10 protein-coding genes and 1 pseudogene are annotated in these 14,958 nt (G+C 73.4%); 7 read left to right on the top strand and 4 right to left on the bottom strand.

Annotated features, from left to right (window positions below; genetic code table 11):
* Positions 1–60: 60 nt before the first annotated feature.
* Complete coding sequence (locus IPK24_24335; protein MBK8078584.1) at positions 61–3,336, top strand: ATP-dependent helicase; 3,276 nt, start codon at positions 61–63, stop codon at positions 3,334–3,336.
* 212 nt (positions 3,337–3,548) lie between these two features.
* Entirely contained in the window at positions 3,549–6,959 is a 3,411-nt protein-coding gene (locus IPK24_24330; protein ID MBK8078583.1) for an ATP-dependent helicase, read from the top strand.
* A gap of 119 nt (positions 6,960–7,078) precedes the next feature.
* On the opposite strand, the gene IPK24_24325 is transcribed toward IPK24_24330, so the two are convergent.
* The gene (locus IPK24_24325; GenBank protein MBK8078582.1) at positions 7,079–8,005 is read right to left on the bottom strand and encodes a phosphotransferase; all 927 of its coding nucleotides are present in this window, start codon (positions 8,003–8,005) and stop codon (positions 7,079–7,081) included.
* A gap of 168 nt (positions 8,006–8,173) precedes the next feature.
* Here IPK24_24325 and nudC point away from each other — a divergent pair, with 168 nt between their 5' ends.
* Entirely contained in the window at positions 8,174–9,154 is a 981-nt protein-coding gene (gene nudC, locus IPK24_24320; GenBank protein ID MBK8078581.1) for an NAD(+) diphosphatase, read from the top strand.
* Positions 9,155–9,221: 67 nt separating this feature from the next.
* On the opposite strand, the gene IPK24_24315 is transcribed toward nudC, so the two are convergent.
* Both IPK24_24315 and IPK24_24310 read right to left on the bottom strand, forming a co-directional pair.
* Positions 9,222–10,676 (bottom strand): PD40 domain-containing protein, encoded by a 1,455-nt coding sequence (locus IPK24_24315; protein MBK8078580.1) that lies wholly within the window; start codon positions 10,674–10,676, stop codon positions 9,222–9,224.
* A gap of 1 nt (position 10,677) precedes the next feature.
* On the bottom strand, positions 10,678–10,959 hold the full coding sequence (locus IPK24_24310) for a mycoredoxin (GenBank protein ID MBK8078579.1): 282 nt from the start codon (positions 10,957–10,959) through the stop codon (positions 10,678–10,680).
* A gap of 47 nt (positions 10,960–11,006) precedes the next feature.
* Here IPK24_24310 and IPK24_24305 point away from each other — a divergent pair.
* The 4 genes and pseudogenes from IPK24_24305 to IPK24_24290 all read left to right on the top strand — a co-directional run bounded on the left by IPK24_24305 (position 11,007) and on the right by IPK24_24290 (position 14,475).
* Positions 11,007–13,275: pseudogene (locus IPK24_24305) on the top strand (ATP-dependent DNA helicase UvrD2).
* A 139-nt stretch (positions 13,276–13,414) separates the two neighbouring features.
* Positions 13,415–13,717 (top strand): hypothetical protein, encoded by a 303-nt coding sequence (locus IPK24_24300; GenBank protein MBK8078578.1) that lies wholly within the window; start codon positions 13,415–13,417, stop codon positions 13,715–13,717.
* Between the two features lie 156 nt (positions 13,718–13,873).
* Complete coding sequence (locus IPK24_24295; protein ID MBK8078577.1) at positions 13,874–14,167, top strand: WhiB family transcriptional regulator; 294 nt, start codon at positions 13,874–13,876, stop codon at positions 14,165–14,167.
* 110 nt (positions 14,168–14,277) lie between these two features.
* Positions 14,278–14,475, top strand: a complete 198-nt coding sequence (locus tag IPK24_24290; GenBank protein MBK8078576.1) for a hypothetical protein — start codon at positions 14,278–14,280, stop codon at positions 14,473–14,475.
* Between the two features lie 215 nt (positions 14,476–14,690).
* Here the strand turns inward: IPK24_24290 and IPK24_24285 are convergent, their stop codons facing one another.
* A complete protein-coding gene (locus IPK24_24285; protein ID MBK8078575.1) occupies positions 14,691–14,906 on the bottom strand; it encodes a hypothetical protein in 216 nt (71 codons plus the stop codon).
* Positions 14,907–14,958: the final 52 nt, after the last annotated feature.

The raw sequence follows: 14,958 nt of genomic DNA, 5'->3' as shown, positions 1-14,958 counted from the left end.
GTGCTCGACGGGCAGGTCCGGCTGACGCCGGCGCCGCCGCCCGCCCCACCCCCGCCGGCGCTGGACGAGCGACAGGCCGAGGCGGTCGCCGTCCGGCAGGGCAGTGGCCCGCTGGTGTTGCTGGGCGCGCCGGGCACCGGCAAGACGACCACCCTGCTCGAGCTCGTGCTCGCCCGGATCGATCGCGACGGCGTCCCCCCCGACGCGGTGCTGGTGCTCGCGCCCACCCGGCGCGCGGCGTCCGCCCTGCGGGAACGCATCGCGGCCCGGCTGGGCCGCACGGTCCGCGAGCCGCTGGCGCGCACGCCCCACTCGTATGCCTTCGGGCTGCTGCGGCGCGCCCTGGTGCTGGACGGCGACCTGCCGCCGCGCCTGATCTCCGGCCCGGAGCAGGACCGGATCCTCGCCGACCTGCTGGCCGGGCATGCCGAGGGCATCGGGTACGCCCCGACCTGGCCGGCCGCCATCACCGACGAGATCCTCACCCTGCGCAGCTTCCGGGGTGAGTTGCGCGACCTGATCATGCGCGCCGTGGAGCGTGGGCTGTCCCCGGGGGAGCTGGCCCGGCTGGGTCGCCGCCACGGTCGCGCCGACTGGGTGGCCGCCTCCGACGTGTACGCCGAGTACCTCGACGTGACCTCGCTGGCCACGCCGGGGGCGTTCGACCCGGCAGGCATCGTGGCGGCGGCCTCCCGGGTACTGGCCGACGACCCGGCCCTGCTGGCCGCCGAACGCGAGCTGCGCCGGCTCGTCGTGGTCGAGGACGCGCAGGAGCTGAGCACCGCCGGGGCGCACCTGGCCCGGTTGCTCGGCGGCGACGGCCGCGACCTGGTCCTGGCCGGTGACCCGGACGTCGCGACGCAGGGCTTCCGCGGCGCGCGACCCCGATTGCTGGCCGAGGCCGCGCAGCGGCTGCGCGGTCCGGACGGCGCGCCCGCCCGTCAGGTGGTGCTCGCCACGGTGCATCGGCACGGGCCGCCGCTGCGGGCCGTGGCCGAGCGGATCACCGGACGGATCTCCACCGCAGGGCTGGTCGCCCACCGGGCCGCGCGGGCCGGAGCAGCTCGGGCGACCGAGGCGCCGACCACCGCGACGGTGCAGACCCATCTGTTGGCCTCCGCTGCACAGGAGGCCGCCTTCATCGCCCAGCTGCTGCGCCGCCGCCACCTCGACCCCGCCGACCCGCTGCCCTGGGGGTCGATGGCCGTCGTGGTGCGCTCGGTGGGTGCCACGACGACGTTGCGCCGGGCGCTCGGTGCCGCCGGCGTCCCGGTGAGCGTGCCGGGCACCGAGCTGCCGGTGCGCGACGAGCCGGCGGTGATACCGCTGCGGCTGGCGCTGCGGTGCGTGCTGGACGAGGCAGCCCTGACCCCCGAGGTGGCCACCGAGTTGTTGTCCGGCCCGATCGGTGGCGCCGACGCGTTGACGTTGCGCCGGTTGCGGCAGGCGTTGCGGGCACGCGAGCTGAGCGGCGGCGGAGTGCGCTCGAGCGATGAGTTGCTGGTCGAATTGGTCTCGCACCCGAACCACGTGCTCGCGCTGCAGACGGATGACGACGGCACCGGCGACGGCCGGTCGGCGTCCGACGGAGCAGAGGCGTTGCCGCACACGGTGATCGGCCCCGCCCGGCGTGTGGCGACGGTGCTGGCCGCGGGTCGCTCGGCGCTGCGGGCGCGCGAGGCCAGCGCCGAAACCGTGCTGTGGGCCATCTGGCAGACCACGGGACTGGCCGGCATGTGGCGTCGGATGGCCCTGGGCGGTGGCGCCTCCGGGGCGCGGGCCGATCGTGACCTGGATGCCGTGGTCGCCCTGTTCGATGCGGCCGCGGCGTTCGTCGACCGGCTGCCGCACGCCCGCCCCGAGCAGTTCCTCGAGCACCTCGAGGGCCAGGATCTGCCCTCGGACACCCTCGCCGAACGCGCCCCCACCGACGATGCGATCACGCTGATCACCGCCACCGGAGCGGCCGGACGGCAGTGGGATCTGGTCGTGATCGCCGGGGTACAGGAGGGCACCTGGCCCGACCTGCGACTGCGCAGTTCACTGCTGGGCGCCCAGGTGCTGGCCGACCTGCTCGACCGGGGCATCGAACCGAACGGTGACGACCCGGGCTCTGCCTCTCGCCGGGCCGAGATCGAGGGCCAACGGCGCGCCGTCCTGGACGACGAACTGCGGCTGTTCCTGGTGGCCTGCACCCGGGCCCGCCGGCAGCTGGTGGTGACTGCGGTCCGCGCCGAGGACCTGCAGCCCTCACCTTTCCTCGATCTGGTGGAACCCCCTGGGGGAGAAGAGGACTCGGACGACGGCGCCGAGGTGCGCCCGCTCACCGACGTCCCCCGGGCCGCCACCTTGCCGGCGCTTGTCGCTGAGCTGCGTGCCGTGCTGCTCGAGCCGGTGCCCGATGCCACGCCGGCCGCACCGGCCACACCGGCCACCGACACCGCACGAACCAGGGCGCGCGCCCGGCGAGCGCGTGCCGCTCGGCACCTGGCCCGGTTGGCCGCGGCAGGGGTCGCCGGGGCGGCGCCGCGGGACTGGTACGGCTTGGCCGAGGTGTCCACCGAGGCGCCGTTGCGCTCGGGCGAGGGCGCGGTGCGGGTGTCACCGTCCAAGGTCGAGACCTTCGATCGGTGCCCGTTGCGGTGGCTGTTCGACCAGGCGGGCGGGCGGCGTCCGATGCCGGTCGGGGTCAGTGTCGGCACGCTGGTGCACGATGTCGCCGAGGCGGCCCCGGACGGCGACCTGCAGCTGATGCGGGAGTTGCTGGCGATGCGGTGGGCCGCACTGGGTTTGCCCGACGGGTGGGTCGGGGACGTCGAGCGCGCCAAGGCCGAGCGCATGCTCGAGAAACTCGCCGAGTACGCCCGGCTCAGTCGCGCGGCCGGGCGCGAGCTGGTGGCCGTCGAGCAGGAGATCTCGGTGCGGGTCGGGCGTGCCGACATTCGAGGGACCATCGACCGGCTGGAGCGGGACGAGCAGGGGCGCCCGGTGGTGATCGACCTGAAGACCGGTCGGTCCAAGCCGTCGGCGGCCGAGATCGAACGGCACGCCCAGCTCGGGGTCTATCAGCTCGCCCTGGAGCAGGAGCCCGGTGACGCGGGTTGCGGCGGCGCGGCGCTGGTGCAGCTCGGCGGCAGCACGAAGTCCGTCGGTGTTCAGACGCAACGTCCGTTGGCCGACGACGAGGACCCGACCTGGGCGGCCGCACTCGTCGAGCGGGTGGCCGAGGGCATGGCCGCGGGGAAGTTCCACGCCACCGTCAACCCCCGTTGCCGCACCTGTGACCTGCGGCGCTGCTGCCCGGCGCAGCTCGAGGGCCGGCAGGTGACGCCGTGACGCCGCCGACCTTCCGCGGGCCGCGCTCGCATGCCGGACGTATCCCGGACGACGAGGAACAGCTCAGCTTCGACCTCGAGACGCTGCCCCAGATCGTCACGCCGGTGGTCGGCCCGCCTCAGGTCACCACGCCGTCCCTGCCCGCCGAGGTGTCGGTCGAGCCCGGGGCCATCGACCCGGTGGCCACCGATCCGGTGGCCGTCGAGCCGACGGTGAGCCGGCAGCCCGGCCGGCTCAGGGCCGTCGAGGTGGCGACTCTGCTGGGCCGCCCACTGCCGACGCCGGAACAGGTCGCGGTGATCGAGGCCCCGGTCGCGCCACTGCTGGTGGTGGCGGGCGCGGGGTCGGGCAAGACCGAGACCATGGCGGCGCGGGTGGTGCACCTGGTCGCCGGTGGCGATGCCGCGCCCGACCAGATCCTCGGCCTGACCTTCACCCGCAAGGCCGCCGCCGAGCTCTCCGACCGCATCAGGTTGCGGCTGAGTGCCCTGGCCCGCAGGGGAATCGGGCCCGCCGACGAGGCTCGGTCCCAGCCGGTGACGGTCTCGACCTATCACGCCTACGCGGCGGCGTTGCTGTCCGATCACGGGTTGCGGCTCGGCCTGGACGGCACCACTCGGTTGGTCGGCGAGGCCGGTGCCTGGCAGATCGTCGACGAGTTGGTCGAGCGATGGGACGGCCCGATGTCGGCGGTCGATTCCGCTCGGGCCACCGTGGTGGACGCCGTGCTGGCGCTGGCGGGGGAGTGCGCCGAACACCTGGTCGGGGTCGAGGCCGTCGACGCCGTGCTCGCCGACATCGTCGAGCACGTGGTGGAGTTGCCGGCCAAGCTCGGTGACGGCGCGCCGGGGCGGCCGGGCGCCGAGGTGCGCAAGGTGCTGGAGCGGCTGAACGCCCGCCGCCAGGTGCTGCCCCTGGTCACGGCCTACCTGCACCGCAAACGCGAGCTCGGCGTGCTCGACTTCGGTGACCAGGTGGCGCTGGCGGCTCGGTTGGCGTTGGAGGTGCCCGAGGTCGCTGCCACCGAACGGGCGCGCTACCGCGTGGTGCTGCTGGACGAGTACCAGGACACCAGCCATGCCCAGTTGGCCCTGCTGCGCGCGCTGTTCGGCGGTGGGCACCCGGTGACCGCTGTCGGCGACCCGCATCAGTCGATCTACGGCTGGCGGGGTGCCTCGGCAGGCAACCTGCAGCGCTTCCCGCAGGACTTCCCCGAACTCGACGACGCCACCGGCGCCGCCCCGCGTCCAGCGGCCGTCGCCCAACTGGCCACGAGTTGGCGCAACGACCACGCCGTGCTGTCCGTCGCCAACCACCTCGCGGCCCCGTTGCGGCACGGGGCGCCCTGGGCGCCGCATGCGCCGTCCGTCGAGGTACCGCAACTGCGGGCGCGGGACGGCGCCGAGGTCGGTGAGGTCGCGGTGCGCTGGGTGGCCACCCTCGAGGACGAGGCCGCCACCGTCGCCGAGTTCGCCGAGACCGCTTGGCGGGCAGGGCGTTCCGCGGCTGTGCTGTGCCGGGCTCGGTCGCAGTTCCCGATCGTCGAGGCGGCGCTGCGGGTGCGAGGGCTGCCGGTCGAGGTGGTCGGCCTGGGTGGTCTGCTGCACGTGCCCGAGGTGGCCGATCTGCGGGCCACGCTCGAGGTGGTGCACGACGCCTCGCGTGGGGACGCGTTGATGCGGCTGCTGACCGGTGTCGCCTGGCGGCTCGGCCCCGCCGACCTCGACGCCCTCGGTGCCTGGGCCAGGGCGCTGCACCGCCGGCTGCTGCACCCCGCCGGGGGGACAGCGCCGGTGGTGGCCGAAGCGTCGGAGGAACTCTCGCTCGCTGCCGCGCTCGACGACCTGCCGCTACCGGACTGGCACGGTCCGGCGGGCGAGCACCTGTCGGCCTCGGGCCGCGAGCGGCTGGCTCGGCTGTCCGGCGTCCTGCGTCATCTGCGCGGCCGCACCGGGCTGCCGCTGCCCGATCTGGTGCTCGAGACCGAACGTGCGCTGCTGCTCGACATCGAGGTCGCCGCCCACCCCGGACGCCGTCCGGCCGCCGCCCGAGCCAACCTGGACGCCTTCGTCGAGGTGGCGGCCGCCTTCACCGACACCGGCGACCGGCCCGGCCTGGGGGCCTTCCTCGCCTGGCTGTCGGCGGCGGAGACCGAGGAGCGAGGGCTGGAGGCACCGCTCGGTGAGGTGAGTCCCGACGCGATCCAGGTGCTCACCGTGCACGCCGCCAAGGGCCTGGAGTGGGACGCCGTCGCCGTCCCGGGCCTGGTCGAGGGCACCTTCCCCAGCGGGCATGCCGGGCGTTCACCCGGTCGCAGCACCGGGTGGCTGACCGCGTTGGGTGCGGTGCCGTTCGGGCTGCGCGGAGATGTCGACTCGTTGCCGCACTGGCGTCACACCTCGGCGAACAGCCAGCAGGAGCTGACCCGCGAACTCGACACCTTCACCACCGACTGCGGTGCCTATGAGGTCGCCGAGGAGCGCCGGCTCGCCTATGTCGCCGTGACCCGGGCGCGGCGCACCCTGCTGCTCACCGGGGCGGTCTGGGGCGACGGCGCGCGGCCGCGCACGCCGTCCCGGTTCCTGGTCGAGGTCGCCGAGCAGGCGCAGGCCGGAACCGCGGGGGTGGCGATGGCCGACTGGGCCGATCCGATCGAGGACGGCGAGACCAACCCCCGCGATCACCTGACCCGGGCCGTCGGCTGGCCGCTCGACCCGCTCGGCGAACGACGTGACGCGGTCGAGACGGCGGCCGCCCTGGTACGCGAGGCGATGCTCGGTGGTTTCGGCGGCGGTGGCACGGGTGAGGCCGACGAGATCGGCACCGGCGCGGCCGAAGACTCGGCCGAAGACTCTGCCGACGAGTGGGCCGACGAGTGGGCCGACGAGTGGGCCGACGAGTGGGCCGACGAGGTGGAGGCCCTTCTCGCCGAACGTGATGCGGGCCGCTCCGGACGCCGCGAGGTTGCGCTGCCCCGGCACCTCAGCGCCTCCTCGCTGGTGGCGTTGGCCGAGGACCCGCAGCGACTGGCCGACCGGCTGCGCCGTCCGATGCCGCAGCCGCCGAGCCCGGCCACGCGCCGCGGCTCGTCGTTTCACACCTGGCTGGAGCAGCGGTTCGCCGCCGCCGCCCTGGTCGACGTCGACGAGCTGCCCGGGGCGGCGGACGACGAGATCGGCTCGGCGCCAGAGCAGGTTGCGCTCGACGATCTGCAGCGCGCCTTCCTGGCCTCACCGTGGGCCGACCTGACACCGTCCGCCGTCGAGGTGGCGGTCGAGACCCCGGTCGCCGGTGTGATGGTGCGGGGCCGGATCGATGCTGTGTTCCGCCTCGACGAGGGCGAGCGCCCCGGCACCGATCGAGCAGACACCGGCGGCGGCCGCTGGGACGTGGTCGACTGGAAGACCGGCTCGCCCCCGACGGATCCGGAGCAGGCCCGGGCGCGCGCCGTCCAGCTCGCGGTCTACCGGTTGGCCTGGTCGACGCTCGCCGAGGTCCCCCTGGACGACGTCGGTGCCGCGTTCTTCTACGCCGCCACCGGTGAGACGGTCCGCCCGGTCGACCTGATGGATGAACAGGGCCTGGCCGACCTCATCACCGCCGCCATCACCCCCACCCCCTGACCCACTCCCCGTGATCATGCAATCCGTGCACGTTTGTGCCGCGAGTGTGGTCGCGCAGTGCGCGGGGCGTGCGCGAATTGCATGATCACGGGGAGGGAGGGTTACCAGGGGGAGGGTGGTTACCAGGTCATCGAGCCGGCGAGGCTCTCCTCCAGGGTGGTCAGCATGGCGACCGCGTCGTCGACCACACCGGCGTCGTCGGTCGAGGTGCCGTGCAGCAGCCAGCGCACCAGCGACAACTCCCCGGCCAGCCGCGCCCGGCGCACCAGGGCGGCGTCCGGCATGGTGCGTCGGCGCAGGGTGTAGGTGGCCATCACGGCATCGAAGGCCGCCGGTTCGGTGACGTTGGCCAGCCAGGCGAAGTCGTCGGCCGGGTCGGCCACCCGGGCCTGGGCCCAGTCGATGATCCCGGCGAGCTGGGTACCGTCGACCCGCAGCGTGTCGCCGTCCAGGTCGCCGTGCACCACCGCCGGCACGAACCGCCAGGCGCCGGCTTCCTCGAGGGCCTTCTCCCACCGGGACAACAGGCTCGGCGGCACGTGGCCGGTGGCGGCGGCCCGGTCGACCTCGACCAGCCGACGCTCGCGGTACTCCTCGGCCTCGTACACCGGCAGTCCCGCGTCGGCCACCAACCGGGTGGGCAGGTCGTGCACCGTGGCCAACGCCCGGCCCACCGCCGAGGCCAGCGTCGGCACCGTGGTCAACATGCCCGGCTGCAACGGCGCCCCGCCGACCGCCCGGTACACCAACGCCCGGCCACCCTCGGGGAGCACCGCGCTGCCGGCGACCCGGGGCACCCCGAACGACACCCACCCGAACAGCACCTCGACCAGCTTGGCCTCGGCGTCCATGCGGGCACCCGCCGCGGTACTGCGCGGGCTGCGCACCACCCACTGCCGATCGATGGTGTCGACGACCAAGGCGGCGTCGATGTCGGTGTCGGGGTGATCGAGGTCGCGCACCGTGACCGGCTCGAGGCCGACCACCGAGGCGCAGGCCAGCGCGGCGAGGGCCAGCGGCGAGCGGGGCGGGCGCGAGGCGGACACCCCCTCACCGTACGGGCGGGCGGCGTCCCATGGGGGTGTCACGTGCCACGATCGACTTCCCCCTTCATGATCACCGTCTGGAATTCACATTGCCGGGTCATTGTCCCGAAATCGGAGTCCAAACGGTGATCATGAGGCGAGCCCGAGGGTGCCCCGTAGGGTGAGCGAGTGATCCTGGCGAACCTGGCCCTGTCGCGGTCCACCCTCGACCGGGCCGCCCACCGCCGCGACGACCCCGAGCTGCTGACCCGGCTGCTCGAGCAGCCGAGTACCCGGGTGCTGGTGATGATCGGTGACCAGGCTCCGGTGACAGCCGAGGGCAGCGCGGCCCTGGTGTTGCGCCCCGGACCCGACGTGGCGCACCTGGCTGCGGCGGACGCCGTCCTGCTCGTCGCCTACCTGGGCACCGAGTCAGGCACCGAGTCAGGCACCGACGCAGAGGGCATCGACCACCTGCTGATCGCGCTACCAGCCGGCGCCCCGATGCCCCGCGACGCCACCCCGCCGGCCGACGGCCGCACCCGACTGGCGGTGCTGCGTGAGGTGGGCGTCGACCTCGACGACACCCAGGCCGGGCTGTTCACCACCGCCCTGGCACTGGTCAACTGGCACGCCACCCACCCCCGCTGCAGCCGCTGCGGCGAGCCCACCCGGGTTGCCGCCGCGGGCTGGACCCGCCACTGCGATGCCTGCGACACCGACCACTTCCCCCGCACCGACCCCGCCGTGATCATGACCGTGGTGGACGACGCCGACCGGCTGATGCTGGGCCGGCAGGCGGTCTGGCCGGACAAGCGGTTCTCGACCCTGGCCGGTTTCGTCGAGCCGGGGGAGTCCGTCGAGGCCGCCGTGCGGCGCGAGGTGTTCGAGGAGGCCGGCATCGAGGTCGGCGAGGTCACCTACCTGGGCAGTCAGCCGTGGCCGTTCCCGTCCTCGCTGATGCTGGCCTACCGCGCTCGGGCGCTCAGCACGCAGGCCCACGTGGACGGCGTCGAACTCGCCGAGGCCCGCTGGTGGTCGCGCGAGGACCTGGCCTTGGATGTGGCCACCGGCGAGCTCGTGTTGTCACCGCCGCTGTCGGTCTCCCGTGCGCTGATCGAGGACTGGTACGGCGGTCCGATCCGGGACGGTGCCGCCACCTGGCGCTGATCACCAACTGATCAAGACTGCGGCTCCTCATCACTGCCCGAACCGGCCCGCTGGCCGTCAGGGGGGATCACGGACGGCGCCGGAACGTGGGCCGTCCGCAGCCCTGCCACGTAGACGTGCTCGCCGGGCAGAGCGTCCTCGGGGGCGCCCGGTAGATCGGTCGAGGTGTCCGAGAAGGCCACGTGCCGCCCCCAGGACGAGATGGCGACCCCGGTCGACTCGCCGTCCCCGGGGTGCGCCGTCGGGTGCCGGCCGCCAGGGCGGTGCCGGCGCCGTCCAGGTCGCGCACGTAGGCGTGGTCCTGGTCGGGCACCGCGGCGTCGGGCACCGCGACGGGCTCGGCCGAACCCGTCGACCCAGCCGAACGCGTCGTCCCCGGGGTCAGATCGCCGGCCGCGGACAGGAAGGCGACGCGGGCGCCGTCCCCCGAGATGCCCGGAGCACGCGAGGGGCCGTCCCCCGGCAGCCCGTCCGGAGTGGCGCTGATCAGGTCGGTCTCGCCGGTCGAGCGCCGACGGACGAACACATCGGAGGCGGCGTTGGTGTCGCCCTCGATCAGGTTGTCGGCGACCGAGGTGAAGGCCACCACATCGCCGTCCGCCGACAGGGCCGGCTCCAACGAGGCACCGTTGCCGGCGCTGCCGTCGGTGGCCCTGCTCACCAGCTCGTTCTCGCCGGTCACCATGTCGTGGACGTAGACGTCCATGTCGTCGTTGGTGTCGTCCGCGGCGAACCGGGCCGCCGAGGTGAACGCGATCAGCCGACCGTTCGCCGAGATCGACGGCTGCCCCGAGGGGCCGTGACCCGACTGCCCGTCCGAGCCCGCGCTGACCAAGGTGGTGCGGCCGGTGAGCCGATCGAACATGAACACGTCGGGGGAGGCGTTGGTGTCGTGAGGGTCGAGGTTGGTCGCCATCGACGAGTAGGCCACGAACCGTCCGTCGGCCGACAACGAGGGCGAATACGAGTCGTTGTCGGCCAGCTCACCCCGGCTGCCGCGGCTGACCAGCTGGGTGATGCCGGTGCGCAGGTCGTGCAGGAAGACGTCCAACGAGCCGTTGCTGTCGTCCTCGACCAGATCGGGTGCCGCCGAGGTGAAGGCGACGAAACGCCCGTCGGCCGAGATCGACGGCTGCAACGAACTGCCCGCTGCGGACCCGCCGTAGATCGAGGCACTGACCAGCACGGTGCGGTTCAGGGCGGTGTCGCGCACGAACACGTCGGCCGCGCCGTTGGCGTCGTCCGCCACCAGATCGCCGGACTCGGAGACGAAGGCGACGAACCGGCCGTCACTCGAGATCGCCGGCGCCCCGGCGGGCAACGACCGCACCCCGTCGGTGCTCACCAGCTCCGGCTTGCCGACCACGAGCACCGGCAGACCACCCGGACGCCGCGGCGCCGCGCCGCGCGCCCCCGCCGTGGGGTGACCGGTCGGCTCGGTCGAGGCCTCGTCCGCCGGCTGTGCGCCGGCCTTGTCGGTGGGTTGCGCCGGGGCCTTGTCCTCGGGCTGCTCGGGGGTCATCTCACACCGCCCCCAGTCGGGCCTTGACCTCGCGGAGCGAGGGATTGGTGGCTGCCGAACCGTCCGGGAACAGCACCGTCGGCACGGTCTGGTTACCCCCGTTGACCGACATCACGAAGTCGGCCGCCTCGGGCGCCTGCTCGATGTTGACCTCGCTGAAGCTGATGCCCTCGCGGTTCATCTGGTGCTTGAGCCGCACGCAATAGCCGCACCACGTGGTGGTGAACATGGTCACGGCTCCCGCTGCGGGCGGGGCGAAGCGGGGTCCAGGAGTGGCTGCCATGCTCCGATTGTCACCGATCACTGCGAGGATCGCCGACGATGAGCACGATGCACACCTCCACCCCCCGCACCGCGGACGCGATCCTCGACGCGCTGGACGCCGAGCAGCGTGAGGTGGCCACCGCGACGTCCGGGCCGGTGTGCGTGCTCGCCGGGGCCGGAACCGGCAAGACCCGGGCGATCACCCACCGCATCGCCTTCGGGGTGCTGGCCGGTATCTACACCCCTCACCATGTGCTCGCGGTCACGTTCACGGCCCGCGCCGCGGGCGAGATGCGCACCCGGTTACGCGACCTCGGAGCCGCCGGGGTGCAGGCCCGCACCTTCCACGCCGCCGCCTTGCGCCAGCTCGGCTACTTCTGGCCGCGCATCATCGGCGGCTCGCCGCCCTCGCTGGTCGAGCACAAGGCCCCGCTGGTTGCCGAGGCGGCGTCGCGGCTCGGGATCCGGCTCGATCGCCCCGAGCTGCGTGACCTGTCCGCCGAGATCGAGTGGGCCAAGGTGGCCCTGCTCACCCCGCACAGCTATGTCGCGGCCGCCACGGCTGCGAGCCGCCCCACCCCGGCGGGGCTGGACGTCGCCACCACCTCGCGCCTGCTCGAGCTCTACGAGCAGGTCAAGACCGACCGCGGCGTGATCGACTTCGAGGACGTCCTGCTGATCACCGCGGGCCTGCTGGAGCAGCACTACGAGGTGGCCGTCGCGGTACGCCAGCAGTACCGCCATTTCGTGGTCGACGAATACCAGGATGTCTCGGCCCTGCAGCAGCGGCTGCTGGACGCCTGGACCGGCGATCGGGACGACATCTGCGTCGTCGGTGATCCGAACCAGACGATCTACTCCTTCACGGGGGCCTCGCCGCAGTACCTGCTCGACTTCCGCGTGAAGCATCCGAGCGCGCACGTCGTCCGGCTGGTGCGCGACTACCGCTCGACGCCGCAGGTCGTGGCACTGGCCAATGCGCTGGCCGACCGGCCGGCGGCGAGCGCCGGCTCCGGGCAGATCGCGGCCACCGCGCGGCGTGGCGAACCGATGCGACTGCTGGCCCAGCGTCCGCCCGGCCCGATGCCCACGCTGACCGCCTACGACGACGACCTCGACGAGGCCGCTCAGGTGGCTGACCGGGCGGCGGCCCTGATCGAGGCCGGGGCGGCGCCGTCCGAGATCGCCGTGCTCTACCGCACCAACGCCCAGTCCGAGGCATTCGAGCAGGCCCTGGCCGAGGTGGGCGTGCCCTACCTGGTGCGCGGCGGCGAGCGGTTCTTCGCCCGCAAAGAGGTGCGGGACGCCGTCCTGCTGCTGCGGGGGGCCGCTCACGCGGCGCGCCTGGCCGGGGACGGCTCGTCGGACCGGGCCCGGATCGGATCAGGCATCGGATCAGGCATCGGATCAGGCATCGGACCAGGCATCGGACCTGCCCCGACTGGCCCGCGACGTGCTCGCCTCGGCCGGGTGGTCGCAGCATCCGCCGACCGGGGCCGGGGCGGTGCGCGAGCGGTGGGAGTCGTTGCAGGCGCTCGCGACGCTGGCCGACACCGTGGCGAGCGTGCGTCCGGCGGCCACGTTGACCGATCTGGTGGCCGAGCTCGACGAGCGGGCCGCGGCCCAGCATGCCCCCACGGTGCAGGGCGTCACGCTGGCGTCGTTGCACGCGGCCAAGGGGCTGGAGTGGGACGCGGTGTTCCTGGTCGGCCTGTCCGAGGGGCTGATGCCGATCTCGATGGCCCAGGGCTGGGAGGCGATCGCCGAGGAACGCCGGCTGCTCTACGTCGGGGTGACCCGGGCGCGCGAGCGGCTGGCGCTCTCGTGGGCGCGTGCCCGGACGCCGGGCGGGCGGGCCTCCCGCTCGTCGTCCCGGTTCCTGGACGACGCGCAACTGGCCGCGGTGCTGGACGGCGCCGGATCGGTGCGCACCGGCGGGCGAGCCGCTGCCTCGTCGTCGCGAATCGTGAACGGCGGCGGTGCCCCGGCGGCCCGGACCACGCGACAGGCTCGGCTGGCCGCCACCTGCCGCACCTGCGCCGCGGTGCTCGAGTCGGCGGCCGAACGCAAGGTGGGCCGGTGCTCGACCTGTCCACCGACCTACGACGAGACCGTGTTCGAGCGGTTGACGGTCTGGCGCGCCGAGACCGCGTCACGGGCCAAGGTGCCGCCCTACGTGGTGTTCACCGACGCCACCCTGGTGGCCATCGCCGAGGCTCTGCCCGGTCGGCTGGAGGAGCTGGCGAAGATCCCCGGTGTGGGGGTCACCAAGCTCGACCGCTACGGCGCCGAGGTGCTCGCCGTACTGGCTGCGGTGCCGGGCGACAGTACGTGATCATCCGGCCGTCCGGGGTCGTGATCAGGTGTCCGGACGAGATCACCGATAAATGGGTTGGCAGGTCGGCCGGACCTGCCCTACCGTCGAACAACCAGCTCGATCCCACGAGCCGATCACTGCTGCCGGGAGGTGCGCCATGACCGAGAACATCTCGATGTCGTCCCTGTCCTCGGGCTCGTGCGCCGTCCTCAGTGGCTGGCTCGACATCGCGCCGAGGCATGCGGCAGGCCCGATCACCGATCTGGCGGGGGAGAACTCTGTCTCGGCTCGGGTCGGTACCGGTAGCGCCGGTCGCCTGGTGCCCAGCGCGAAGACCCCCGCCACTGCCGCCTTCCGTCGTGAGCGCAGCGCCGACGCCCTGCTCATCGCAGGTCCTGACGCCCCGTTCGCCTACACCACGTACGACCCGGGTTCTCATCCCCGAAGGTTTCCGGTCTAGCCCACAGCGACCGGCCACCTCCGAGGCCGCGGAACCCGACAGGGTCCGCGGCCTTCTTCATGTCAGCGGACCGGCACCACCACCGAGAGCACCCTCCCGGTGGAGTACAGGTGCACCGGCCGGGCCGGTGCGCCGCTGACACAGGAGGTGACGGGCATGCAGCTCACGGCCCTGCTGGACGCCGTGGACCGCGACGAGGACGCACGCTGCGAGGCAGCGTTCCCGTGCCGCGTCAACGACGCCGAGCTGTGGTTCGCCGAGTCCCCGGCCGATGTCGAGCAGGCCAAGGCGCTCTGCCTCGACTGCCCGGTGCGTTCGGCCTGCCTGGCCGGGGCGCTCGAACGGCGCGAGCCGTGGGGCGTCTGGGGAGGGGAGCTGTTCATCGCCGGAGTCGTGGTGGCTCGCAAGCGGCCCCGGGGGCGGCCGCGCAAGTGCGACATCGCAGCCTGACCGAGCCGACCAAGCCGACCAGCACCGATCAGCACCGATCAGCACCGATCAGCACCGGCGCCCCCGGCCGATCCCGGGGGCGCCGCACCACCCACGATCGAGGAGTTCTGGTGGATCACCAGATAGCCACGAACCACGCCATGTCCACCGCGTTGGCGCGCGAACGGCTCGCCAACGCCCAACGATCCAGACGAGCTCATGAGCTCGGCCGACTCGCCTGGGCGCGTCGGCGCGCGGCACGGGCCGAACGCCGGGCTCAGGCCGCATCCGAGCGGCTCGCGCTCCTGGAGTCGGCTCTACAGAACTGACCCGAGGGCTGTGCCCGAGGGCCGGGCCCGGGGGGGCCGTGCCCGGGGCTGGGGGCCGGGGGACGCCGTGCGGGGGGCGGCGTCCCCCGCACGGCGCTGCGGCCGATCCGGGACACAACCTCCCGGTGATCATGCAATCCGTGCACGTTTCGTGCACGGATTGCATGATCACCGGGAGGTTGTGGCAGGGCGACCGAAACCAACCCGCGGGCGCCTCAGGGCAGGTGGATGTGGATCACCTTGGGGTGATCACGCCAGGCGGGCATGGTGGCCATGTACGCCAACGTCTCGACTTCGACCTGGGCACGAGGCACCGAGGGTGACTTGGTCTCCTGCGAGGCCACCATGCGCGCGAATCGTTCGTCGAAGGTCTGCAGTTGGCCGTTCTCGTCGGTACAGAACTCGCAGTAGTCGCCGACCTCGATCGGCATGCCACAGCTGTCGCAGCTCATGTTCACTGCGGTGTCCCCCTCGCGTGGTCGG

This window comes from Kineosporiaceae bacterium, assembly GCA_016713225.1.
Taxonomy (GTDB): domain Bacteria; phylum Actinomycetota; class Actinomycetes; order Actinomycetales; family Kineosporiaceae; genus JADJPO01.
The sequence above is the reverse complement of the archived record's forward strand: the minus strand, read 5'-3'. Positions and strand labels throughout refer to the sequence as shown.